Genomic DNA, 21,599 nt, shown 5'->3' with positions numbered 1-21,599 from the left:
CCTTGTTGCTGCAGAAGGATTACCGCAAGCAGACCGAACGCGAGAAACGGACCAAACGGCAGCGCCGTTAACCGCGTTACCGGCCGCTTCGAAAGCCTCTCCGCGTTGAAGAGCGCGGCGGATGGTAGAAGCTTCTGCATACCGTTAGGAGCGCGCACATCCTTCCCCGGCAAGGGAACAAGGGATCTGCCCGACGGCGTGATGACAAGTGCGCCGAAGACGTCGATCACGTCACCCATCCTAAACGAGGCGCGAGCCAGTAACTCGTCACGTGCCGTGCGCCAGCGCCCGAAAGCCTCCGTACCGAGGATGCCTTCCAGGGCAGGGTTGAGGCGGACCTCATCGCGCTGCGGGTCGAACATCAGCGTGGCGGTACGCGCACTTCCGCTCTGCATCTCGACGGCGACGGGCCATAGCAGCACCGGCGCAAGCCGCGGCTTCGTTGTCTCGCTCGTCCGAACCAGCACAAACGGAAAGCCCAGGTAACGCCCGTCGATACCAGTATCCCGGCGGAACGTCTGAGCGTGGCTGACCAGACGCCGCAGACGGCTTTCGCGGGCGGGATCGTCGAGGTAGGCAGCGGAATCAATGTCGGTCGGAAGCTCTACCTTCGAGAGAACGTGATTGAGGAGCGCTTCGGCAGGACGTAGCGCAGTACCGAGTTCCGTCAGATCGAAGCGTGGCGTGGTCTTGCCGAGCGTAAAGCGAACGAGCACGCCCCGCCCGACGGCCCCGGACACGCGCTTCTCGAACAGTTCCAGCAGCGTCGCGACGTACTGCTGATGGGGCGGCTCCTGCCAGTTTGCAGCCGGAATAGCGAGCAGCGCGGCGGCCCGGTCAAGCGGCAGACGGCGCTCCACGCGGAACGCATCCGCCCAGTCATTCACCCGCACGTTCTGGCAGCGCGCAAAATTCGCGGTGCGCTGTTCGACGACTTGAAAAATCTCGCGCCGCGGTTTCACCAGCATGTCAGTGAGTGCTTCTGGGTCAACCTGGACGCCGGCCTGCGCAGCGGTCTGCAGGGCAGCATCGGTCAGGGACGCCAAGGAAACGAACTGGTGGAATCCAGCAGAGATCAGGATGATGAGATCTTCGTCCGTCAGCCGCTGGCGCTCCAGTAGCGCGGAAAGGCCCGGATGGTCTGTATCCGGATAGAGCCTGCGCACGAGGCTCCGCTCAGCCTCGAGGTTCGCGCGCGACGTCGCGAGGAGTGCAACCCGTAGCCGTTCCTCATCGAGCTCGATTTCAAGGAGCTTTGCGCGTTCACCCACGGCGCTCGCCCTAGTGGCGAGCCGCACCAGCCATGGTTCGCGGCTCATCCGATCTAGATGCCGCGCGGTTTCACCGACCACGAGGGCGTATCCGGCGTTCGGATTGGCCATGAGCCACGCGGGTGTGACGATCTCTCCGGCGACGCTGAGCGGCAGTGACGGATTCATCGCGAGCAGCGTCAGTGCGAGCCTTTGATCCTCCGGTAGGTTTTCATCACCCGTGAGCCGGCGGACTTCTGCCTGCATGCGCTGATCTTCGTTCCGTGCCGAAAGCCAGGTTGCCGCGCTGCCACGAAGTACCAGCTCGCGCGCTTCCTCCCAATTTCCTCTCTCGGCCGCTGCAAGCGCAAAAAGATCAGGGCGCGTGTAGGCACGCGATCCCAGCGATATGGACGGACCGCTCCGCTGCTCGGCCGACGCAACCTCATCTGGTGCAGTTACGGCTTCGCCGGCGAGCCACCGCCGGACTTCTTCCGCCCCCCAGCGACAAAGCGGATCCCGGGCAAGGAGCCCCCGAAGCAATAGACGCATGTTACCATCGATGCTATCGGGAAGGCTGATGCCGCGCGCTACCACGTGCAAGCGGAACGCAAGATCGTCTACGCCGGTGAAGCACTGGCCCTGCGTGGCTTGCTCCAGAATCAGCATGCCAAGGGACCACCAGTCGGAAGACGCGCTGACGGCGCCAACAATCGCTTCAGGCGCCGAATAGCGTGTCAGCTTCAGAGGGGCGACCGCCTCCAAATCGTAGTCGGAAAGACGCGCGCTTCCAAAGCCGGTGATAACGAGATCGAGGGGGTCGCGGGTGCGTAGCAGGATTGTGGACGGGCGCAGATCGCGATGGCGAAGGCCCATCTCCGCGAAGGTCGCCAACGCACGCCCGAGCTCATCGACCAGAGTGCGGAGCTGCTCTCGTTGCTGAAACCAACCAGCCTCTGCGAGCGAACCGCTCTCGATGCGTTCCGTAACCTCATACGCGCGGCCCTCAAAGCGGCCGGTGGCGATCAGTTCGGGAACATGGTCGAGCGGCATGCGCCGGAGCACATTGTGGACCGCTGGATCCGGCTCGAAACCGGGCTGGTAGAGGGTCAGCAGCGCTCGGCGTGCGTCGCCCTGGCGCGAGACGATGATGCGCTCCCAGGGCTCGTCCACCGCGTCTGGGGGCAACCGATGTTCGGCGATCCAATCGTCGATGGCCGTCGGCACCACTGCGCGCTCGGCCCCATCCTCCCGCGGAGTGACAGTTTCAATCTCGGCGGGCGCAGGATCGGCGCCACATACGGTGCACATCTCGTCGCCGGCATCCAACGTATGGCCGTTCGTGCAATGCTGAAAGGCGAGCGGCGCGATATCGCCCACGGGAACTGCCGCATCGACCATGCCGGCGACGCAGATTGCCACGTCCGTCAGGGACCAGCCGCACACGGCGCCGTCATCTGTGAGCGCCTCGCACGCCATTTCGCCGACAGGACGTTTACTGCCGCAGTTCGGGCAGACGCGAATATAGGTGCGGATGGCGGCGAGTGTGGTCATATGGCGTGAGTCTTGTCTTGCGTCGTCACAATACGGTGGCCCGCTAAACTCATGAGGTTGGCTAGGCGATTCATGTCACCGCGACGGGGGATACCGGCAAGGAACACCGTTCCAGTTGCATCGTCGAACATGATGTCGAGTTCACGCTCGTCGTCGCGGAGCGCACGGTCGAAGGATTGAAAGCGGACTAGACCTGCAGGGGTTAGCGGCGTCAGCCGCTGATTATCGCTTCCGCGCAGTGCTTGCGTTTGTGGCGTCTCGAGCTGGAACGGATCGGTGATCAGCGCATCGATCAAACCCGCAAATCGCCCAAGCTGCGGAACAAGACGCTCAAGCGCATAGCCAGAATAAACCAGCACGTCGCCTGAGTGACTACGCCGCCAAGTAGCAAGAAGCGCGCCCAAGGCGAGAGGTTGGTCAAAGGGCTCGCCTCCCGACACCGTCAGGCCGTCCGCATGCGGCAAAAAGGGCTGCATGGTTTGGAAAACCGCTTCGACGCTCGTGATACCCCGTTCGGATGCCCACGTGTCGAGCGAGATGCATCCGGAGCACCGGATCGAGCAGCCCTGGAACCATATCCCGATGCGCATTCCTGGGCCGAGCGTTGTAACAGGAAAATGGATTCGCGATAGCGCAAGCTCGGTCATCCGCGCCCCCCTGTTTGTGCAAGGCACATGTTCGTCACACCGCCAGCCTCGACGGTGAGCGCATTGATCACGACCTGCGTGCCACCCTCCGTGCCGCTATCGAAGAGACCGCGTGCCAGCGGGTTCACAAACAGGCTCTCGACCTTGTTGCGAATGCCCCGGCCTCCATTGGACAGGTCGCCAAGACAGGCCGTGCGAAGCGCATCGCGCGCCGCAGGCGCAAGGGTCACCCGGATGTCTTTCGTGGCGCTGATATCGGCGAGAATCCCGTCGACCATGCCATCGAACACAAGCGCAGCGGTCTCCAGACGGATGAAATCGAACACCAGGATGTTGTCGCCGATCCGGTTCAGGATTTCGGGCCGGTTCAGCACGAGCTTGAAGTAGTGGTCGATCTCGCTTCGTACTTTTGCCTGCACGTCCGCAAACCCGTCTTCCGGACGGACATTGGGTACGCGCGAACCATCGGTCTCCTGCCGATAGATGCCGAGGTTCGAGGTGAACAGGATGAACGCTTCCGAGAAGTAGACCCGGTCTCCGCGCCCTGACGTCAGCACGCCGTCGTCGAGGATTTGCAGGAATTTATCGAGGATGCGTGGGTGCGCCTTTTCGATCTCGTCGAACAACACAACGGCAAAGGGCTTCTCGCGGACCGCGTTCGTGAGCTCACCGCCGACATCGTATCCCACGTAGCCGGGCGGCGCCCCGATCAGCCGCTGATCGGAATGCTCGGCGGAGAACTCCGACATGTCGAAGCGGATGTACGCGCTGTCATCGCCGAACAATAAGCTCGTGAGAGTCTTTGCGAGTTCGGTCTTGCCAACGCCCGTCGGGCCCGCAAGGAACGCGACGCCGCGCGGGCGCCCGCCGCGGCGCGGCGCGCCGATGCCCGTCACCGCCCGTTTGACAATATCGAGGATGTGCGTGACCGCGTGATCCTGCCCCTTCACGCGCGTGTGGATGAAGTCGCTTCCGTTGCGGATGCGATCCTTGTCAAGCCGCTGCCAGGGATCGTCCGTCACGCCCACCTTGTACCGTCGTACAGCGTCGCCAATCTGATTCAGCGAGAGGCCTTCGGCACGCGCGAGCTCGGCGATGGCCGTCATGTCAACCAGCAGCAGCCCTTCCGTACCCTCCACGAAGGCGCCGAGCGCGTCGCGCACGTCTGCTTCGGCTGCGTCGCGGTAGCCCGTGAATCCCCGCAGAAGCGAGGCACCAAGAACGCGGCGTGCATGGTGATCGGCTTGGCAGCCGGCACATGCCGGATCCGCGGATTATCGACCACAAACCAATCCGGAAGATCTCCTTCCTTATCGGCAATCCAGAAGATAGTGTTGTGCACCGGGCTGGGCGGCGTTCCGAACGGACGAGGCCGGGCGCTATGCGAAAGCACCAGCGCCCGCGTGAATACCTGGTGTTCTATGGCTGAGAGTGCCTCATTTCGGACGAGCAGCCGCGACGCGAAATCGACGACCAACGCGATCGGCGGGCCGGCACGGGAGACCAGGGCCGCAAGGGTCGCTGCAAATAGTTCCGCCCCCGCAGCCGCATTGTTTGCCGGCGGCAGCCCGAGCTCGGTCAATACCGCGATCGCCGGTGCCATGTCTTCGCCCGGCGAAAGAACCGGGCGGAAGCCCTGAACAGGATCGTAGGCGATCACGTGTTCGTAGCCGGTGCTGCGCAGGCTGGCGGCTAATACAACCGGCAGAGGCTGCGCCACAACGGAGCCTGGCGCGATCTCCATGAGGTGAAGGTCCCGGACATTGCCCGACAGGACAAACTGCGGCTTGAGCGGCAAGTAGCGAAGGACATCACGAAGCCAGCGCGGCCGCTCAAATGGTTGATCTACTTCCATGTAGCCCAGGATATTTTTATAGCTGCGGACCACTTTCGAGGCGCAGATTGAAGGCGGTTGGAGGCAATTCGCTGCCTTCTGTAAGATTCGAATTTGCTAACATAACACGTCTGACATCCTGCGTCTTCTGGTTGCATAGAGCGGGTGCAGTGTGCTTTCGTTTTCAACGCCTGTAAGGCTTTCAAACATAGACTGCCACTCTCCGGCGGCAGTCTAGATCGAACTATGTCTCTGGTCTCGACTTCCCAAAAACGGGAATAATCCGGGCGTCAGCCGGAGACTTTTGGCTTTTCAGTCGCCCCCAGATCGTAAAAAAGGTGCCCGGAGACGAAAGCCAATCGCACGAAAACCCGCTATTGGCGGACCTTTTCGCTAATTCTTCAGAGATTCCACAAAATATCAGACTGGATGGCTGGGGCGGGAGGGATCGAACCTCCGAATGGGGGAATCAAAATCCCCTGCCTTACCGCTTGGCTACGCCCCAACGGCCCGAAAATGCACGGAACATAGTCTCGCAGACTTTCTCGAGCCCTGCCGGTCTACAGACAGTGCCGTGTCTTTTCAACCGGCCGGCGACGCCTGAAAAGGTTGGACCCATTTCAAACCCCTTCCCGTCAGCGCGGGACCGCATCCCGCCTTCCTGGAAAGGTTGAGAGCCGCGCGTTTTGGTGGAAAGACTGCTCTCGACTCATAATATGACAGGAGGCCCTCTCCCTGTCAGGCCCTTGCTCCCGAGGCACCGTCATGACCTATCGCGCTCCGATCAGCGACATGCTCCTTGCACTCAACCACGGCGCCGGGCTGAAGGACGCGGTCGGGGCTGGTTACTACGGAAACTTCGATATTGAGATCACGGCAGCGATACTGGAAGAGGCGGGCCGGTTCGCGAGCGAGGTTTTGGCGCCGCTCAACCGCGCCGGAGACCAGCATGGCGCGAGGCTGGACGATGGGCACGTGACAACCGCGCCCGGCTGGGCCGACGCCTACCGGCGCTGGACGGCGGCGGGCTGGAACGCCGTCTCGGGGCCGGAGGATTTCGGCGGACAGGGGCTACCGCTTGCGATCAACGCCGCCTGCACCGAAATCTGGAGCGCGGCGAATATCGCCTTCGGCCTGTGTCCACTGCTGACACTCAGCGCGATCGAAGCGCTGCACACCCATGGCAGCGACGCGCTGAAGGCGATCTATCTCGAAAAACTAGTGTCCGGCGACTGGACCGGCACGATGCAACTGACCGAGCCGCAGGCGGGCTCGGATGTCGGTGCCCTGCGCAGCCGGGCCGAACGCGCCCCCGACGGTAGCTACCGCATCTTCGGCACCAAGATCTTCATCACCTATGGCGACCACGACATGACCGAGAACATCGTGCATTTCGTGCTTGCACGACTGCCCGATGCGCCCGCCGGAACCAAGGGAATCTCGCTATTCCTGATTCCGAAATTCCTCGTCAACGCCGACGGCTCGCTCGGCGCGCGAAACGACATCCACGTTAGCGGCCTCGAGCACAAGCTCGGTATCCACGCTTCACCGACCTGCACCATGACCCTGGGCGATGACGGCGGCGCCGTCGGCTATCTGATTGGCGAGGAAAATCGCGGCATGCGGTGCATGTTCACGATGATGAATCAGGCCCGGCTCGCCGTCGGACTCGAGGGCGTCGGCATTGCGGAACGTGCTTACCAGCAGGCGCTCGCTTATGCGCGGGAGCGCAGACAGGGACGCGCCGTCGGCGTATCCGGCGACAGCATGGACGCCATTATCGTACATCCCGACGTCAGGCGCATGCTGATGCAGATGCGCGCCCTCACCGCCGCCGCCCGCTCCATCTGCTACGCCACCGCCGTCGCACTGGATGTAGCGGCGCGCGCGACCGATCCCGAGGTGCACGCGGCCGCCGTCGCCCGCGGCGCACTTCTGACGCCGATCGCAAAGGCCTTTTCGACGGACACCGGCAACGAGGTGGCCTCGCTCGGCATTCAAGTTCACGGCGGCATGGGGTTCATCGAGGAGACCGGCGCGGCGCAGCATTATCGCGACGCGCGCATCACCTCGATCTACGAAGGCACCAACGGCATCCAGGCGATCGATCTGGTGACACGCAAGCTGGGGGCGGACGGAGGCGCTGCGGTGCGCGCTCTTCTCGACGAACTGTCCAAGATCGTCGCGCGCGTCGAAGCCTCGAACGATCCCGCGTTCGGCACGGCCGGTACAAGACTGCGCGATGCGCTTGGGTCGCTCGAACGCGCGAGCAACTGGATTCTGGAGCGGCTGACCTCCTCGCCAAACGATGCGCTGGCCGGCGCAACGCCGTATCTGCGGCTGTTCGGGTCGACGCTCGGCGGATGCAAACTTGCGGAAGAAGCTCTCGCAGCGCGCGATTCCAGCGAGGGGTTCGGCGACCCTTTGCGTTACGTTACGCTGGCGCGCTTCTTCGCCGAGAATGTCGCTGTGCAGGCTCCAGCGCTGGAGCGCACGGTGATCGACGGCGCAGAAGCCATCAACAGCGCCGAGGCAATCTTGCTGGACTGAATTCCCGCGACACCGACAGGCTCGAACCCATGGGACATCTCCTGGTCAGCGACAATGACGCCATCCGCGTCATCACTCTGCAACGCCCCGAGAAAAAGAACGCGATCACCCGGGACATGTATCGCGCGATGAGCGGTGCCATCGACAGCGCGCAGAATGATCCGGTGATCCGCTGCATCGTCATCACCGGCAACTCCGGCGTGTTCACGGCAGGCAACGACCTCGACGATTTCCTGAAGGACGGCACTTCTGGCGGCGGCGATGAACCCGCTTCCGATGCGGTGAAATTCCTCTACTCGCTAGTGCAGAATACCAAGCCGCTGATCGCAGCGGTGGAAGGTATCGCCGTCGGCATCGGCACCACCATGCTGTTCCATTGCGACTATGTTCTCGCCGGAAGCTCGGCGACGTTCTCGACTCCTTTCATCCATCTCGGTCTGGTTCCGGAAGGCGCATCCAGCCTGCTCGCGCCACAGTCGATCGGTTATCAGCGCGCCTTCGCCATGCTGGTGATGGGGCACACACTCAACGCGAATGAGGCTCGCGAGGCGGGATTCGTCAATACCGTGGTCACGCCGGGCGAAGCCGCGGCCGAGGCCGAAAAGATCGCCCGCGAAATCTGCGCACTGCCGGCGGAAGCCGTCGCGCTTTCGCGCAAGCTTCTGAAACCGCAGCCGGAGGAGTTGACGCGCCGGATCGACCTGGAAAGCCGTCTGTTTGGGGAGCGGTTGCGCTCGGAGGAAGCGATCGCTGCATTCCAAACGTTCTTCGCCCGCAAGAAGCGATGACGAGCGATAGCGAGATCCACGAGGCTCCCGCCTGCATGGAGGACGAAAGCGCAAGCCGCGGTTCGCCCTCGCTCTTGCCGCGTCAGCCATGGTACCATGAGGCGCCAACGCGCACTTTCGGAACCTCGCCCGACCCGATACCATCGACTTTCACTGCCCCGCGATGCCGACGTGGCGGCCAGGATACTGCATGACAACGCTGGTTCTCACGCATGCTGCCAGTTTCGGTCATCTGACGCCGCCCGGTCACCCGGAGCGGCCGGATCGGATTCGTGCCATCGAGGAGGTGCTGACCGGAGATCGCTTCAGGAATCTGACGCGCGGCGAGGCCCCCGAAGGATCGCTGGATTCAGTCGCTCTCTGCCACAACGAGCATTATATCGGAGAACTCCGGCATCTCTCGCCGACAGATGGTCTGGTTTATCTCGACAGCGACACCTCAATGTCGCCGGGGACATGGGAGGCGGCGATGCGCGGCGTCGGCGGCGCGATCGCGGCAACAGAAGCCGTCATCACCGGCGATGCGAGCAACGCGTTCGTCGCCACGCGCCCTCCCGGACATCATGCCGAGACCGGTAGAGCGATGGGCTTCTGCTTGTTCGACCAGGCAGCCATCGCGGCGAGGCATGCCCAGCGCAAGCACGGGATCGACCGCGTGGCGGTGGTGGACTTCGACGTGCATCACGGTAACGGCACGCAGGATATTTTCTGGGCCGACCGATCGGTCATGTACTGCTCGACGCACCAGATGCCGCTGTTCCCGGGCAGCGGCGCCATCAGCGAACGCGGCGATCACGACACCATCGTCAATGCGCCGTTGGCGTCCGGCGACGGTGGGGCCAAATTTCGTTCCGCGTTCGACAACTTGATCCTTCCTCGGCTCGAGAAATTCGCGCCGGAACTCTTGGTAATCTCCGCAGGCTTTGACGCGCACAGTCGCGATCCATTGGCCAATCTCAATCTGTCCGCGAGCGATTTCGGATGGGTGACCCGCAAATTGATGGATATCGCTGACGCGACGGCAGGCGGTCGAATTGTTTCGGTGCTCGAGGGCGGCTATGATCTAAAAGGATTGCAGGATTCGGTGGCCGCGCATGTCGCCGCACTCATGGGTGCGTGACAATGTGCCGCGATATTCCCGAAAAACGTCATAATCCGCCCAAACAATCGAGTCGGAAAAACCCAGATGGCCGAAAATGCCCCTGCTGACGTGAAGACGCTTTCCTTCGAGCATGCCATTGAGGAACTCGAATCGATCGTCAAGCGCCTGGAGGACGGCAAGGTCGCGCTCGAGGAATCGGTCGCAATCTATGAGCGCGGAGAAGCGCTGAAACGGCGCTGCGAGGAGTTGTTGCGCCGGGCAGAAGCAAGGGTGGAGAAAATTACCACGGATGCTTCCGGCCAGGTCACAGGCACCGAGCCGCTCGACGTATAGTGAAGCACCGCGCGTCGCGGGAAGTCGGACGGATCGCTATGGCATGCTCTTCATATGGTCTGTCAAAAGGTCAGCGTTATAAGAGGTATTAAAAACCCTTGAATGAATTGTCATTTTATTGTGGTCCCGCGAGGGCTTCCAAGGCTGCAACCTACGCTCCTCGACCACGTTAACATTTCAGTAGCCCGGTTCAGGAACTCTTGAACCTGCGGCAGAGTCACCTCTACTCGAGTGAATGGGGGTGCCCGTTGGCTTTAGCGGCGGGTTTGGTGTAAATGCTTCTGGAACGATGCGAACCGGCTCCGCCGTTGGCGCTCAAGTGGAGTAAGTGCTTCAAGCAGCTTGCAAAAATGATTGGACTACGCGATCCGACACATAGTGACGCCTATCATAATTCCCGGCCGGAGCATCAGGTAAACTTCGGACTCACGTTTCTCAGCGCGGGAGGTTTCGTGGCTCTTGGACGCTTTATGCGTGACCACGCCAGCGTCCGTTTGCCGCTCCCGGACATGCAAGATTGGAAATGTCGCAGTGACCGCTTTCAATAAGACCCCGCTTCTCGACACCATCCGCACCCCCGCAGACCTGCGCAAGCTCAAGGTGGAGCAGGTCCGGCAGATTGCGGACGAGTTGCGCCTGGAGACGATCGACGCGGTTTCGGTGACGGGGGGGCATTTCGGTGCCGGTCTCGGCGTGGTCGAGCTCACCACGGCCATCCACTACGTCTTCGATACCCCGCGCGACCGGCTCATCTGGGATGTCGGCCATCAGGCCTATCCGCACAAGATCCTGACCGGCCGTCGCGACCGCATTCGCACGCTGCGCACCGGCGGCGGCCTATCCGGATTCACCAAGCGCACCGAAAGCGACTACGACCCGTTCGGCGCCGCGCATTCCTCGACCTCAATCTCCGCCAGCCTCGGCATGGCGGTGGCGCGCGACCTCTCCGGCGGCAAGAACAACGTCATCGCCGTGATCGGCGACGGCGCAATGTCCGCAGGCATGGCGTATGAGGCGATGAACAATGCCGGCGCGATGAACTCGCGGCTGATTGTCATTCTCAACGACAACGACATGTCGATCGCGCCGCCTGTTGGCGCAATGTCCGCTTATCTGTCACGGCTATACTCCGGCAAGACCTATCGCTCGCTGCGCGAGGCGGCCAAGCAGCTCGGCAAGCACCTGCCTAAAATGATCGCCGACCGCGCCGAGCGCGTCGAGGAATATTCGCGCGGCTTCATGACCAACAGCGGCACGCTGTTCGAGGAACTCGGCTTCTACTATGTCGGCCCGATCGACGGTCACAACCTCGATCACCTGTTGCCGGTGCTGAAGAACGTCCGCGACATGGAGAACGGCCCGATCCTGGTTCACGTCGTGACCCAGAAGGGCAAGGGCTATCCGCCAGCGGAGGCCGCCGCCGACAAGTATCACGCCGTGGTCAAGTTCGACATCTCCACCGGCGCGCAGTCCAAATCGAAACCGAACGCACCCGCCTATCAGAACGTATTCGGCCAGAGTCTCGTCAAGGAAGCCGAGAAGGACGACAAGATCGTCGCCATCACCGCGGCGATGCCGTCCGGCACCGGCGTCGACATCTTCAACAAGGCTTTCCCGAAACGCACCTTCGATGTCGGCATTGCCGAGCAGCACGCTGTGACGTTCGCCGCCGGCCTCGCTACCGAGGGTTTCAAGCCGTTCTGTGCTATCTATTCGACATTCCTGCAACGTGGGTACGATCAGGTGGTGCACGACGTGGCGATCCAGTCGCTCCCGGTGCGCTTCGCCATCGACCGCGCCGGCCTCGTCGGCGCCGACGGCGCGACACACGCCGGCTCGTTCGACAACGCTTTTCTCGGCTGCCTGCCGAACATGGTCATCATGGCGGCGTCCGATGAGGCCGAGCTGGTGCATATGGTGGCGACGCAGGTCGCGATCAACGACCGCCCCAGCGCGGTACGCTATCCGCGCGGCGAAGGCCGCGGCGTCGAAATGCCGGAGGTCGGCGTTCCACTTCCGATCGGCAAGGGCCGCATCGTCCGCTACGGCAGCAAGGTCGCGTTATTGTCTTTCGGCACTCGTCTTGCCGAATGCGAAAAGGCGGCCGACGAACTTGCAGCGCATGGCCTGTCCACCACCATCGCCGACGCCCGTTTCATGAAACCGCTCGACGTTGACCTGGTGCTGAAACTCGCGCGGGACCACGATGTGCTTGTCACGATCGAGGAAGGCTCGGTTGGAGGCTTCGGCTCCCACGTGTTGCAGACGCTGACGGATAACGGCGCGTTGGACAGCGGCCTGGTGCGGGTACGCTCGATCATCCTGCCCGACGAGTTCCTTGACCACGATACCCCAACCGCGATGTACGCTCACGCCGGGCTTGATGCCAAAGGCATCGTCGCCAAGGTATTCGAGGCACTCGGCAAGGACGTCAGCGCCGAGACCGTCAAGCTGGCCTGAGCATCACATGATGCGCTCGCCGTTATTGCACGCACGCGACAAAATTGGCCCTTGCCAATTTTGCGCTGGGCCAAGCAATCCAGCGTTGCACGCGAAGACCCGATTGCTTCGTCGCAAGTGCTCATCGCAATGAAGACGATATAAATCGTCCGCGCGCATCGGATCGGTTTCCAGCCGGTCTCCAGGCTTTGAGCTCACCATGGCGAAGCGCGACAATACCGGACCCCACGCTCGCAAGCGAGCCGACGTTCTGCTGGTCGAGCGCGGCCTGTTCGAAAGCCGGGCGCGGGCTCAAGCCGCGATCGAGGCCGGGTTCGTTACCGCCGACGGAAAGGCGGTGACAAAAGTTTCCGAGACGATTGACGTCAATGCCGCGATCGAGGCGCGACCCGCGCACCCTTACGTATCGCGTGGCGGCGTGAAGCTTGCCGGCGCGCTCGCGAAGTATCCGATCGAAATCGAGAACCATATCTGTCTTGATGTCGGCGCCTCGACCGGCGGCTTCACCGAAGTGCTGCTGAGCGAGGGTGCGTCGCTGGTGTTCGCCGTCGATGTCGGCCGCGATCAACTGCATCCGAGCCTGCGCGGTCATCCCCGGGTGGTGTCGATGGAGTCCACTGACATCCGCTCGCTGGAGGGCACGCGGCTGCCGCAACGGCCGAACGTGGTGGTGATGGATGCGAGCTTTATTTCGTTGAAAGCCATCCTTCCGGTCGCATTATCGTTGGCGGCAGCGCCGATGCATCTGCTCGTGTTGATCAAGCCACAATTCGAGGCGCCGCGTGTCGCGATCAAAAAGGGCATCGTCCGCGATGCAGCGGTGCATCGTGCGGTGTGCAACGATATCGCTGCCTTCGCGGCGACTCTGGGATGCAGCGATATAGAGATTTTCCCGTCCCCGATCCCAGGCGGCGACGGCAACATCGAATTCTTCCTGGGTGCCAAGCGTGGCTGAACACATTGCCGTCATTGCGAGCGCCAGCGAAGCAATCCAGATTGTCGTAGCAAAAACTGGATTGCTTCGTCGCAAGTGCTCCTCGCAATGACGACGTCTCTCTTCCAGAACTCGTGCACCGCATGACCAAACACCTGACCATCGATCACGTCGGCCATCGCGGCGACGGCGTCGCCCAGACCGATGGCGGCAACGTCTATGTCCCTTACACACTGGGCGGAGAAGCCGTCGAGATCGAACCGCTCGCCGGCCATGGAGACCGCGCGCGCCTCCTCCGCATCGAGACAGCGAGCCCGGATCGGATCGCGCCGTTCTGTACTCACTTTGGCGCATGCGGGGGCTGTGCGATCCAGCACTGGCGGCCGGAGGCCTACCGCGCCTGGAAGCGGCAGATCGTGATCGACACGCTGGCACAGGCCCGCATCGACTGTGCGGTGGACGAACTCATCGACGCGCATGGCGCCGGCCGCCGGCGGATCACCCTCCATGCCCGGAGCGACGACGGCAAGCTGCGCGTGGGCTTCGCCGCACCGAACAGCCATGCCATCGTGCCGATCGATGCGTGCCCGGTGCTCGACCCTGCCCTCCACGGCGCGATTGATGCAGCGCGTGAGCTGGCCGAAGCGTTGAAGCCTGCGAACAAGCCGCTCGATATCCAGGTGACCGCGACCTGCAATGGCCTCGATGTCGACGTCCGCGGCTCCGGACAACTGCCCGCCGCGTTGGTCGCAACACTATCGCGTATCGCAGAGGCGCACCGGCTGGCCCGGCTGACCCGCCACGGCGAACTGGTGCTGATGCGCGCGCCGCCTGTGATCGAGATCGGCGCGTCCCGGCTTGTCCTTCCGCCGGGCTCATTCCTACAGGCGACGGTCGCCGGCGAAGAAACGCTGGCGGCCCGGGTCGCCGCGCATTGCGGCAAGGCCAGGCATATCGCCGATCTGTTCTGCGGCGTCGGCCCATTCGCGCTGCGCCTGGCGGCCCGAGCGCGGATCGCGGCCTTCGACAATGACGCAGCCGCAGTGGCGGCGTTACAGAAGGCGACAGCAGTCCCCGGGCTGAAACCGATCAAGGCCGAGATTCGCGATCTATTCCGCCGCCCGTTGATGGCCCAGGAACTGCGTGACCTCGATGCGGCGGTCTTCGATCCACCCCGGAAGGGCGCAGAGGCACAAAGCAAACAACTCGCAGCCAGCAGGATTCCCGTCGTTGTCGCTGTGTCGTGCAACACAGCGACATTTGCGCGTGACGCGCGCATCCTCATCGATGGGGGCTACAACCTGGAGACTGTAACGCCCGTCGACCAATTCCGACATTCGCCGCACATCGAACTGGTCGCGAAATTTTCACGCCGGCGGTGAACCGTTCGCGGCGTACAATGACCCACGACCGAGGGGCTCCGTTTGTCATCCGGAGGTATCGCTTCCTCCAACGCCATGGCTCGCGCGTATCAAGGCAGGTCGATGGACCCAGGATGAAACTTCACAGGAGGCTTTCATGGACGTGAATATGGATCGACTGCATCAATTCATGGGCAAGATGGTCACCGACATCGGCGCCGCTGCCAATGCCGCCCTGATCCGGACCGGCGACCGCCTCGGGCTCTACAAGGCGTTGGCGAACAAAGGCCCGATGACATCAGCCGAACTGGCGCAAGCCACCGGCACTACTGAGCGTTACGTGCGCGAATGGCTGTCGGCGCAGGCTGCATCGGGTTACGTCGAGTATGACGCAACGACGAAGACGTTCTCGATGCTGCCGGAACAGGCGATGGTGTTCGCCGACGACGACAGCCCGGTGTTCATGGGCGCGATCGGCGACATGATGGCCGCGATCATGCTCGATGAGCCGAAGGTCTCGGAAGCCTTCAAGAGTGGCAAAGGCGTCGGCTGGAACGACCGCGCCGAATGCCTGTTCTGTGGCACCGCGCGCTTCTTCCGTACAACCTACAAGCATCATCTGGTGCAGGAATGGTTGCCCGCGCTCGACGGCGTGGTTGCCAAACTCGAACGCGGCGCCAAGGTCGCCGATGTCGGCTGCGGCCATGGCATTTCGACGCTGCTGATGGCCAAGGCTTATCCGAATTCGCATTTCTTCGGCTTCGACGCCCATCCGGGCTCGATCGCCGCCGCACAAGCCGCCGCAGCCAGCGAGGGTTTGAGCCAGCGCGTCACCTTCGCAGTCGCCACCGCCAAGACGTATCCGGCCAACGACTACGATCTGGTATGCTTCTTCGATTGCCTGCACGACATGGGCGACCCTGTCGGCGCGCTCAGTCACGTCCGGGCGACGCTGGCGAAGGACGGCACCTGCATGCTGGTCGAGCCGTTCGCCCAGGACAAACTGGAAGACAACCTCAATCCGGTTGGCCGGCTGTTCTACGCGGCGTCCACCATGGTTTGCACGCCAGCGTCGATGGCCCAAGAGGTCGGCCTCGCGCTTGGCGCGCAAGCCGGCGAGACCCGGCTCCGCGAGGTCGCCAAGGCTGCCGGTTTCTCTCAGTTACGCCGCGCGGCGGAAACACCGTTTAACCTGGTGCTGGAGGCACGAGTCTGAGCCGACAGATCGGCTCTTGTCCTGCGGGCCACGTGTGTAGCGATTTTGAGCGAAGTGGATACCGGTTCGCGTGAAGAAAACGCGTCAAAACAACAATCTGGAGCTTCGCTTGTGATTCAATCAGAAGCGGAAAGGCTCTAGCGCGCGCCGACCTGCCCTCGGTGACGCAGGAAATGATCCGCCAGGACGCAGGCCACCATGGCCTCTCCCACCGGTACGGCGCGGATGCCGACGCAAGGATCATGACGGCCCTTGGTGAGGATATCGGTATCGGTGCCGTTGCGATCGATGGTTTTACGCGGCGACAGGATGGACGAGGTCGGCTTCACCGCGAACCGCGCCACAACGGGTTGGCCGGTGGATATACCGCCGAGAATGCCGCCGGCATGGTTCGAGGTGAACACCGGACCATGGTTGCCCATATTGGACGAAGAACTGCGCATCTCGTCGGCATTCTCTTCACCGGTCAGCGCGGCCGCACCAAAGCCAGCACCGATCTCGACGCCCTTGACCGCATTGATGCTCATCAGCGCCGCGGCAAGGTCGCCGTCGAGCTTGGCATAGATCGGCGCGCCGAGTCCTGCCGGCACCCCTTCGGCCACCACCTCAACCACGGCTCCGATGGATGAACCACTCTTGCGGATGCCATCGAGATAGCTCTCGAAGAACGCGGCCTTGTCCTTATCGGGACAGAAGAACGGATTCCGCGCGATCTCGTCCCAATCCCATTTCTCACGATCGATCTTGTGCGGACCCATCTGTACCAGCGCGCCGCGCACGGTCATATTGGGGACGATCTTGCGCGCGATCGCTCCGGCCGCGACCCGCATCGCGGTCTCGCGCGCCGAGGAGCGCCCACCCCCCCGATAGTCGCGCAGACCGTACTTTGCCTCATAGGTGAAGTCGGCATGGCCGGGGCGAAACTTGTCCTTGATGTCGGAATAATCTTTTGAGCGCTGGTCGGCGTTCTCGATCAAAAGTCCGATCGGCGTACCCGTCGTCACCTGCTGACCGGTCTCGGGATCCGCCATAACACCCGACAGAATCTTCACCGCATCCGGCTCCTGCCGCTGCGTCGTAAAACGCGACTGGCCGGGACGGCGGCGGTCGAGATCGCGCTGGATCTCCTCGACCGTTAGGGCGAGCTGCGGCGGGCAACCGTCGACCACGCAGCCAATTGCTACCCCGTGGCTTTCGCCAAAGGTCGTGACCCGGAACAGATGACCGAAGGTATTGTGAGACATCGATAATCCAAAGCGCGAAACCGCTACTTCTCGTAGCGGCATGTTGCGCAAATCGCAACTTTCCGGCTTGCGGTTCGGCCGCTCTATCACCTCAGGCTATGGAACCGCCGGGGGAGCGCGGTTTCTTGCTTAACTATGCTTGGCCAGCCCATCCTCGCCGAGCACATACACCGCACCCTGCTCGATGCGCAGACTGGCAGCTGCTTTCGCAGTCTGAAGCCCCATCACGACCATCAGCGCCCGCGCCGTGCCGCTATGCGCGACCGCGACGGTGGCGGACCTTAGCGAATGATACCAGTCGTGCAACCGGGAGGTGGCTGAGGCGTAGCTTTCGCCGCCCGGCGGCGCCACGCTCCATTTATCAGCCTCACGGGCAGCATAGACATCGGGATTGGCGATCCTCATCTCCGCCAGGGTCAGACCTTCCCAATGCCCGTAACCGACCTCGCGCAACCGATCGTCGACGGAATAGTCATGAAGCGGCAGGTTCAATACGCCGCGCGTCAGTTCCATGGTAGCGCGCGCGCGGACAAGCGGGCTGGTGACGAAACCCAATCCGACGGGATCGCGATCCTCACGCGCAAGCAGCTTGCGCAGAATGTCCCCGGCTTTCGTCGCCTCGGCGCGGCCGAGATCATTGAGCGGAATGTCCTGGAGGCCCTGGAAGCGGCCGAGGGCGTTCCATTCGGTCTTGCCGTGACGGATGTAATAGATGGTGGGCATATCAAGGGCGGCTGGACTGACAACCGATTAGAATCAACGAAGTCATTCCATGTTTTCACTTGCAAGGCCGTGAGGGCCGTTGACGCCCGACCCGAGGTCGGACAGGCGGTGATGGTTGATGACCGCATATACACTATTGGTTCAGCGGAAATACAGAGGCTATGAAGCCGCCTGCCAATATCGCATCCCGGACCGCAAGGGGCGTTTTCAGGTCATCGGCCTGCCGCGATATCACTACCCATTCGTAACGCCCCGTACTAAAATAAATTCCGTGAGTTTCGAAAAATGCTCCAATATTGTCCCTACCGAATCGCGGAACTGCAAACCGTCGTCGACTGGCTCAAAACATCGCTTCCAAATTCAACTAAGGTCGGACAACACGGTTGACCCGCGCAGCGAATCAGAACCGCTAGATTTGGACAACGATCAAGGCGAACGGATCGCGAAGCTGATGAATCTAGGGAACTTTGAGGAAATCGCCAAGTTACCCGGGCAGCCAAGCCCTAGCTGTAGCGGCCGTAGCGACACGCCGCATCATACAACAGTTGCAATTAATCCAAATGTCGCTCGATAGTGTACTCAGCCGCCTATATAGGCAGTTCGGGGGCCGGAATGTCGCGACAGACGCTGGACGATACCCTAACTTGTATTGCGAGACTTGATAAGGCTTCGACCCTGGCACAGATAGCCGATGTCGTTGTTGACGTCGCGCGCCCGTTCGGCTTTTCGCATGTGCTCGCAGGCATCATTCCCGTTCCAGGGATGACTGCAGAGCAGCAAATCTCAAATGTCGTTTTGCATCAATGGCCGCAAGCGTGGAGCGAGCGCTATTTCACGCAAGGTTATCTTTTCGACGATCCCACCATCCATCGGGTCAACACATCCACGGAACCATTTCTATGGTCCGAGCTTGAACCAACGTATCGGAACACACCAACGCCGACGCGCATCATGGGGGAAGCGCGCGAGTTTAATCTCGGGTGCGGATTCACTGTTCCGATGATCACCCTTGACGGTCAAACGGCCGGTTTCTCCCTGGCAAGTGAGCGTGCTGAAGTCCCCCCCAAGGTGCGGCGACAGCTACAACTCATCGCCATGCACGCTTTCGCGCGAGCCCTCGCGCAAAAATATAACTCAGCCCCAGTGAATCTGACTCCGCGAGAAATGGATATCCTGCAGTGGATGGCGGAAGGAAAAAGTGATTGGGAAATCGGTGTTATTCTGAAGGTCTCAGAACACCTCGTCGACAAGATCGCACGTCAGCTTCGCGCCAAACTGAACGCCACGAACCGCACCCAGACCGTCGCGACCGCGCTCAGACATAACCTTATCCGATAGGTCAAGGTACGGATTCCCGTACTTGTTCGCCGCCCTTCCTTCGCCCTAACTCGGCGTAGACATGGGCGGAGAACTTCAATGATTCACATCGTAACGGCTGAGAATATCGGTGCCTATCAGTGCGAGATGGAACAGGCCTATCGATTGCGTCACAATGTTTTTGTCGACGAAATGGGGTGGGAAGATCTGCGCAAGCCTGACGGCCGAGAGATCGACCAGTTCGACGACGGGCGCGCACTCCACATGCTCTACATCGAAGACGATCGCGTCCTTGGATATCAACGGATGTTGCCATCGATGCGCCCACACCTCCTCACGGAGGTGCTTCCGCACTTGTGCGAAGGCGACTTCCCTGTAGGACCTCATATTTGGGAATGGACGCGCTATTGCGTGACGCGAGAACATCGCGATCGCGGACGCATTTTGAGCCCGGCCGGAAACCTGCTTTTGTCGTCTATCGTCGAATGGGGCCTAGCGAGCGGCGTCGGAAAGATCATCATCGAGATGAATCCGTTATGGCTTCTTCGCTTGGTGCAATTGAACTTTCGCGTGACCCCCCTCGGATTGCCGCAGCAGATCGGGAAAGATTCAATTATTGCCGTTACCGCGGCGTTCGATCGACGCACGCTGCAGAAACTTCAGGAAATGCGGGGCAATGTCGCCCAAGCCATTGTTGCCCAACCTGAAGCGGATCAGCGGCTTCGTGCGTAGCCAAAAAACTCAGGCCCGTTTCGGTGCCGGATGTTCGGCGGATTCGATCACTAGCAATCATTTTTTATGGCCATACCCGTTGGAGCGGCACGACAATGTTAGTTCGTCTCGAAAGATATGCAGCGGTTGAGCAATTGATCGATGACGCTTGGGAAATGTCCTGCCAACTCGATCTCGGCTTGGTGAAACTCCTCCTGGAAATGGCGAAACTTGAACTTTATGAGGAGATGCAGGCCGCGATCGGTTCAAACGAGATTAAGCGTTCAGAAAGGCGAACGGGGGCTCGTCGACAACTGCAATAGAGCCGACAGTCACAGAACGTTGGGTTTTGCAGCTATCCGCCGCAAAAAAAACGCCCTCCCACCGGAGCGAGCAGCGTGGCCAGTTGAGGAAAGACTTAAATGGGCCGAGCATCCTCGGGCACGGTAGCGCGACAGCCGGATGAAAATCCCGGCCAACGCATCGCGTGATCAGGCTCCCCGACGCACACGCGCTAACCGAGATCGCGACGGGGGCTGTAGGAGCGCGCCTCGCGCCACTTCTCCATGAGCGCCTCAAGCTCGGCGTCATTGCCGTCGGGCAGGACGATTCGCGTCGTAACGAACAGATCGCCGGAGGACCCCCCCTTCGGGATGCCCTTGCCCTTGAGGCGAAAGGTGCGACCGCCCGAAGTGTTCTTCGGGATCGACAGTTCAACTGCGCCGCCGAGCGTCGGCACCCGCACCTTGCTGCCCAGCACCGCCTCATAGAGCGTGATAGGCAACTCGGCGCGCAAATCGCCCCCGTCGATCTTGAAGAACGGATGCGGGGCGACCGTCACCGTGATCAGGAGATCACCGGGGCGATGTCCGGGCACGGTGTCGCCCTGCCCTCTCAGCCGAATCTGCTGGCCCGACGTTACGGCGGCCGGAATTCTGACATTGAGTTCCTTGCCGCTGGGCAGGCGGATGCGTTTCTCGCCACCTTTGACCGACTCCTCGAGCGTGACTGTCATGGCGATATTGAGATCGAGATCAGGCGAACCGAACGTGCTGGACTCAAAATCAAACGCCTGCGCGCCCGGCCGGCGTCCACCCCGCGCGCCGCCGAACATGCTGTTGATAATGTCCTCAAACCCGCCACCATCACCCCCGGGGCCACCGCCACCGCGGAAGCCGTACTGCTCGAAACCGCCGCCCGGCCGCGCGCCAGCGCGACCTCCACCGCCCGGGAAACCCTGAAAGCGCGGCTTGCCGTCTGCGTCGATCTCGCCCCGGTCAAACTGCTTGCGCCTGACCTCGTCGCCTAGGATCTCGTTGGCGGAATTCACCTCCGCGAACCGTTCGGCGGCCTTGGGATCGTTCGTGTTGGCGTCAGGGTGGTGCTTCTTCGCGAGCTTGCGAAAAGCACTTTTAATCGCCGCGGCGCTGGCGCCCCGCTGCACCCCCAAGACCTCATAGGGGTCGCGCATCCGTACCGTCTCCTTCAGGAATCTGGACAATGAGCCCCCGGACCCACCGTGCCTATCATTTGGGGTATCCGTGGCATTTTTGCAACGAGGTGGTTCAGCTATTC

The 21,599-nt window shown here is 61.7% G+C and carries 19 protein-coding genes and 1 tRNA gene; 12 read left to right on the top strand and 8 right to left on the bottom strand.

The window, feature by feature from the left end:
* The 5 genes from B2M20_RS03940 to B2M20_RS03925 form a co-directional block, all read right to left on the bottom strand.
* The coding region (locus B2M20_RS03940; protein WP_139372827.1) for a protein kinase domain-containing protein at positions 1 to 2,804 on the bottom strand (2,804 nt) is incomplete at its 3' end.
* Entirely contained in the window at positions 2,801 to 3,451 is a 651-nt protein-coding gene (locus B2M20_RS03935) for a 4Fe-4S cluster-binding domain-containing protein (RefSeq protein ID WP_079445776.1), read from the bottom strand. The genes B2M20_RS03935 and B2M20_RS03940, both read right to left, overlap by 4 nt.
* Positions 3,448 to 4,614, bottom strand: a complete 1,167-nt coding sequence (locus B2M20_RS20105; RefSeq protein WP_244553410.1) for an AAA family ATPase — start codon at positions 4,612 to 4,614, stop codon at positions 3,448 to 3,450. Before B2M20_RS20105 ends, B2M20_RS03935 begins: the two co-directional genes overlap by 4 nt.
* Complete coding sequence (locus tag B2M20_RS20100) at positions 4,554 to 5,339, bottom strand: hypothetical protein (protein ID WP_244553409.1); 786 nt, start codon at positions 5,337 to 5,339, stop codon at positions 4,554 to 4,556. Before B2M20_RS20100 ends, B2M20_RS20105 begins: the two co-directional genes overlap by 61 nt.
* A gap of 376 nt (positions 5,340 to 5,715) precedes the next feature.
* Positions 5,716 to 5,790, bottom strand: a tRNA-Gln gene (locus tag B2M20_RS03925).
* A 260-nt stretch (positions 5,791 to 6,050) separates the two neighbouring features.
* On the opposite strand from B2M20_RS03925, the gene B2M20_RS03920 reads away from it, so the two are divergent.
* The 8 genes from B2M20_RS03920 (at position 6,051) to B2M20_RS03880 (ending at position 16,029) form a co-directional block, all read left to right on the top strand.
* Positions 6,051 to 7,835, top strand: a complete 1,785-nt coding sequence (locus B2M20_RS03920; protein ID WP_079445775.1) for an acyl-CoA dehydrogenase family protein — start codon at positions 6,051 to 6,053, stop codon at positions 7,833 to 7,835.
* Between the two features lie 29 nt (positions 7,836 to 7,864).
* Positions 7,865 to 8,623 carry an enoyl-CoA hydratase-related protein gene (locus B2M20_RS03915; protein ID WP_079445774.1) on the top strand — a complete coding sequence of 253 codons (759 nt, stop codon included), beginning with the start codon at positions 7,865 to 7,867 and terminating at the stop codon, positions 8,621 to 8,623.
* A 190-nt stretch (positions 8,624 to 8,813) separates the two neighbouring features.
* The gene (locus B2M20_RS03910; protein WP_079445795.1) at positions 8,814 to 9,743 is read left to right on the top strand and encodes a histone deacetylase family protein; all 930 of its coding nucleotides are present in this window, start codon (positions 8,814 to 8,816) and stop codon (positions 9,741 to 9,743) included.
* Positions 9,744 to 9,809: 66 nt separating this feature from the next.
* The gene (locus B2M20_RS03905; protein ID WP_079445773.1) at positions 9,810 to 10,058 is read left to right on the top strand and encodes an exodeoxyribonuclease VII small subunit; all 249 of its coding nucleotides are present in this window, start codon (positions 9,810 to 9,812) and stop codon (positions 10,056 to 10,058) included.
* A 531-nt stretch (positions 10,059 to 10,589) separates the two neighbouring features.
* Positions 10,590 to 12,518: a 1-deoxy-D-xylulose-5-phosphate synthase gene (gene dxs / locus B2M20_RS03900; RefSeq protein ID WP_079445772.1), complete on the top strand. Its 1,929-nt coding sequence runs from the start codon at positions 10,590 to 10,592 to the stop codon at positions 12,516 to 12,518.
* Between the two features lie 199 nt (positions 12,519 to 12,717).
* Complete coding sequence (locus B2M20_RS03890) at positions 12,718 to 13,473, top strand: TlyA family RNA methyltransferase (protein ID WP_079445770.1); 756 nt, start codon at positions 12,718 to 12,720, stop codon at positions 13,471 to 13,473.
* A 122-nt stretch (positions 13,474 to 13,595) separates the two neighbouring features.
* Complete coding sequence (locus B2M20_RS03885) at positions 13,596 to 14,834, top strand: class I SAM-dependent RNA methyltransferase (RefSeq protein ID WP_079445769.1); 1,239 nt, start codon at positions 13,596 to 13,598, stop codon at positions 14,832 to 14,834.
* Positions 14,835 to 14,970: 136 nt separating this feature from the next.
* Positions 14,971 to 16,029 carry a class I SAM-dependent methyltransferase gene (locus tag B2M20_RS03880; protein ID WP_079445768.1) on the top strand — a complete coding sequence of 353 codons (1,059 nt, stop codon included), beginning with the start codon at positions 14,971 to 14,973 and terminating at the stop codon, positions 16,027 to 16,029.
* Between the two features lie 137 nt (positions 16,030 to 16,166).
* Here the strand turns inward: B2M20_RS03880 and aroC are convergent, their stop codons facing one another.
* The gene (aroC, locus tag B2M20_RS03875) at positions 16,167 to 17,273 is read right to left on the bottom strand and encodes a chorismate synthase (protein WP_079445767.1); all 1,107 of its coding nucleotides are present in this window, start codon (positions 17,271 to 17,273) and stop codon (positions 16,167 to 16,169) included.
* A gap of 129 nt (positions 17,274 to 17,402) precedes the next feature.
* On the bottom strand, positions 17,403 to 17,996 hold the full coding sequence (locus tag B2M20_RS03870; RefSeq protein WP_079445766.1) for a histidine phosphatase family protein: 594 nt from the start codon (positions 17,994 to 17,996) through the stop codon (positions 17,403 to 17,405).
* A 118-nt stretch (positions 17,997 to 18,114) separates the two neighbouring features.
* Between B2M20_RS03870 and B2M20_RS19950 the strand changes: the two genes are divergently transcribed.
* The 4 genes from B2M20_RS19950 to B2M20_RS03855 all read left to right on the top strand — a co-directional run bounded on the left by B2M20_RS19950 (position 18,115) and on the right by B2M20_RS03855 (position 20,347).
* Complete coding sequence (locus tag B2M20_RS19950; protein WP_210189119.1) at positions 18,115 to 18,570, top strand: hypothetical protein; 456 nt, start codon at positions 18,115 to 18,117, stop codon at positions 18,568 to 18,570.
* Positions 18,571 to 18,608: 38 nt separating this feature from the next.
* Complete coding sequence (locus B2M20_RS03865) at positions 18,609 to 19,334, top strand: helix-turn-helix transcriptional regulator (protein ID WP_079445765.1); 726 nt, start codon at positions 18,609 to 18,611, stop codon at positions 19,332 to 19,334.
* A gap of 78 nt (positions 19,335 to 19,412) precedes the next feature.
* Positions 19,413 to 20,045, top strand: a complete 633-nt coding sequence (locus B2M20_RS03860; protein WP_079445764.1) for an acyl-homoserine-lactone synthase — start codon at positions 19,413 to 19,415, stop codon at positions 20,043 to 20,045.
* 95 nt (positions 20,046 to 20,140) lie between these two features.
* Positions 20,141 to 20,347 carry a hypothetical protein gene (locus B2M20_RS03855; protein WP_079445763.1) on the top strand — a complete coding sequence of 69 codons (207 nt, stop codon included), beginning with the start codon at positions 20,141 to 20,143 and terminating at the stop codon, positions 20,345 to 20,347.
* Positions 20,348 to 20,538: 191 nt separating this feature from the next.
* Here B2M20_RS03855 and B2M20_RS03850 read toward each other — a convergent pair whose 3' ends face one another.
* Positions 20,539 to 21,495: a DnaJ C-terminal domain-containing protein gene (locus tag B2M20_RS03850; RefSeq protein ID WP_079445762.1), complete on the bottom strand. Its 957-nt coding sequence runs from the start codon at positions 21,493 to 21,495 to the stop codon at positions 20,539 to 20,541.
* Positions 21,496 to 21,599: the final 104 nt, after the last annotated feature.

The sequence above is a fragment of the Nitrobacter vulgaris genome (genome assembly GCF_002028545.1).
GTDB classification, from domain to species: Bacteria; Pseudomonadota; Alphaproteobacteria; order Rhizobiales; family Xanthobacteraceae; genus Nitrobacter; species Nitrobacter vulgaris.
This window is presented reverse-complemented; position numbering and strand designations above follow the sequence as displayed.

Bases quoted from the DNA above. Each gene is read 5' to 3' on its own strand.
- B2M20_RS19950 (WP_210189119.1), top strand. From the start codon at position 18,115: ATGACCGCATATACACTATTGGTTCAGCGGAAATACAGAGGCTATGAA.
- B2M20_RS03890 (WP_079445770.1), top strand. From the start codon at position 12,718: ATGGCGAAGCGCGACAATACCGGACCCCACGCTCGCAAGCGAGCCGAC.
- B2M20_RS03920 (WP_079445775.1), top strand. From the start codon at position 6,051: ATGACCTATCGCGCTCCGATCAGCGACATGCTCCTTGCACTCAACCAC.
- aroC (WP_079445767.1), bottom strand. From the start codon at position 17,273: ATGTCTCACAATACCTTCGGTCATCTGTTCCGGGTCACGACCTTTGGC.
- B2M20_RS03855 (WP_079445763.1), top strand. From the start codon at position 20,141: ATGTTAGTTCGTCTCGAAAGATATGCAGCGGTTGAGCAATTGATCGAT.
- B2M20_RS03880 (WP_079445768.1), top strand. From the start codon at position 14,971: ATGGACGTGAATATGGATCGACTGCATCAATTCATGGGCAAGATGGTC.
- B2M20_RS03905 (WP_079445773.1), top strand. From the start codon at position 9,810: ATGGCCGAAAATGCCCCTGCTGACGTGAAGACGCTTTCCTTCGAGCAT.
- B2M20_RS03865 (WP_079445765.1), top strand. From the start codon at position 18,609: ATGTCGCGACAGACGCTGGACGATACCCTAACTTGTATTGCGAGACTT.
- B2M20_RS03870 (WP_079445766.1), bottom strand. From the start codon at position 17,996: ATGCCCACCATCTATTACATCCGTCACGGCAAGACCGAATGGAACGCC.
- B2M20_RS03860 (WP_079445764.1), top strand. From the start codon at position 19,413: ATGATTCACATCGTAACGGCTGAGAATATCGGTGCCTATCAGTGCGAG.
- B2M20_RS03850 (WP_079445762.1), bottom strand. From the start codon at position 21,495: ATGCGCGACCCCTATGAGGTCTTGGGGGTGCAGCGGGGCGCCAGCGCC.
- B2M20_RS03885 (WP_079445769.1), top strand. From the start codon at position 13,596: ATGACCAAACACCTGACCATCGATCACGTCGGCCATCGCGGCGACGGC.
- B2M20_RS03910 (WP_079445795.1), top strand. From the start codon at position 8,814: ATGACAACGCTGGTTCTCACGCATGCTGCCAGTTTCGGTCATCTGACG.
- B2M20_RS03935 (WP_079445776.1), bottom strand. From the start codon at position 3,451: ATGACCGAGCTTGCGCTATCGCGAATCCATTTTCCTGTTACAACGCTC.
- B2M20_RS03915 (WP_079445774.1), top strand. From the start codon at position 7,865: ATGGGACATCTCCTGGTCAGCGACAATGACGCCATCCGCGTCATCACT.